The sequence below is a fragment of the Paenibacillus sp. EKM10P genome, assembly GCF_011800655.1.
GTDB classification, from domain to species: Bacteria; Bacillota; Bacilli; order Paenibacillales; family Paenibacillaceae; genus Paenibacillus; species Paenibacillus polymyxa.
In genome coordinates this window covers 1-278 of record NZ_JAALET010000114.1, presented here as the reverse complement: position 1 = coordinate 278, position 278 = coordinate 1, and the positions used below count along the sequence as shown (strand labels likewise).

The 278-nt window shown below is 48.6% G+C and carries 1 protein-coding gene; it reads left to right on the top strand.

Going from position 1 to position 278, the window contains the following annotated elements:
- Window positions 1-278: condensation domain-containing protein (locus tag HFE01_RS26690; protein WP_167438879.1), on the top strand; the 278-nt coding region annotated here is incomplete at both ends.

Genomic DNA, 278 nt, shown 5'->3' with positions numbered 1-278 from the left:
CTGACGGCTGTAGAACTGGATCATATTGTAGAGCAGACGGCTGCTGCGGGAGAACTGGAAAACATTTATTCGTTAACACCTATGCAAAAAGGCATCCTGTTCCATGGCTTCATGGAGCCGCAATCCGGGGCGTACTTTGAGCAGGCGACATTTGATCTGCAAGGCAGCTTCCAAGTGGAGGCTTTTGCCGAAAGCCTCAATCAGCTGGTGGGTCGCCATCAAATATTCAGAACGAATTTTTATAGTGGCTGGAATGAGCAGCCTTTACAGGTAGTGTA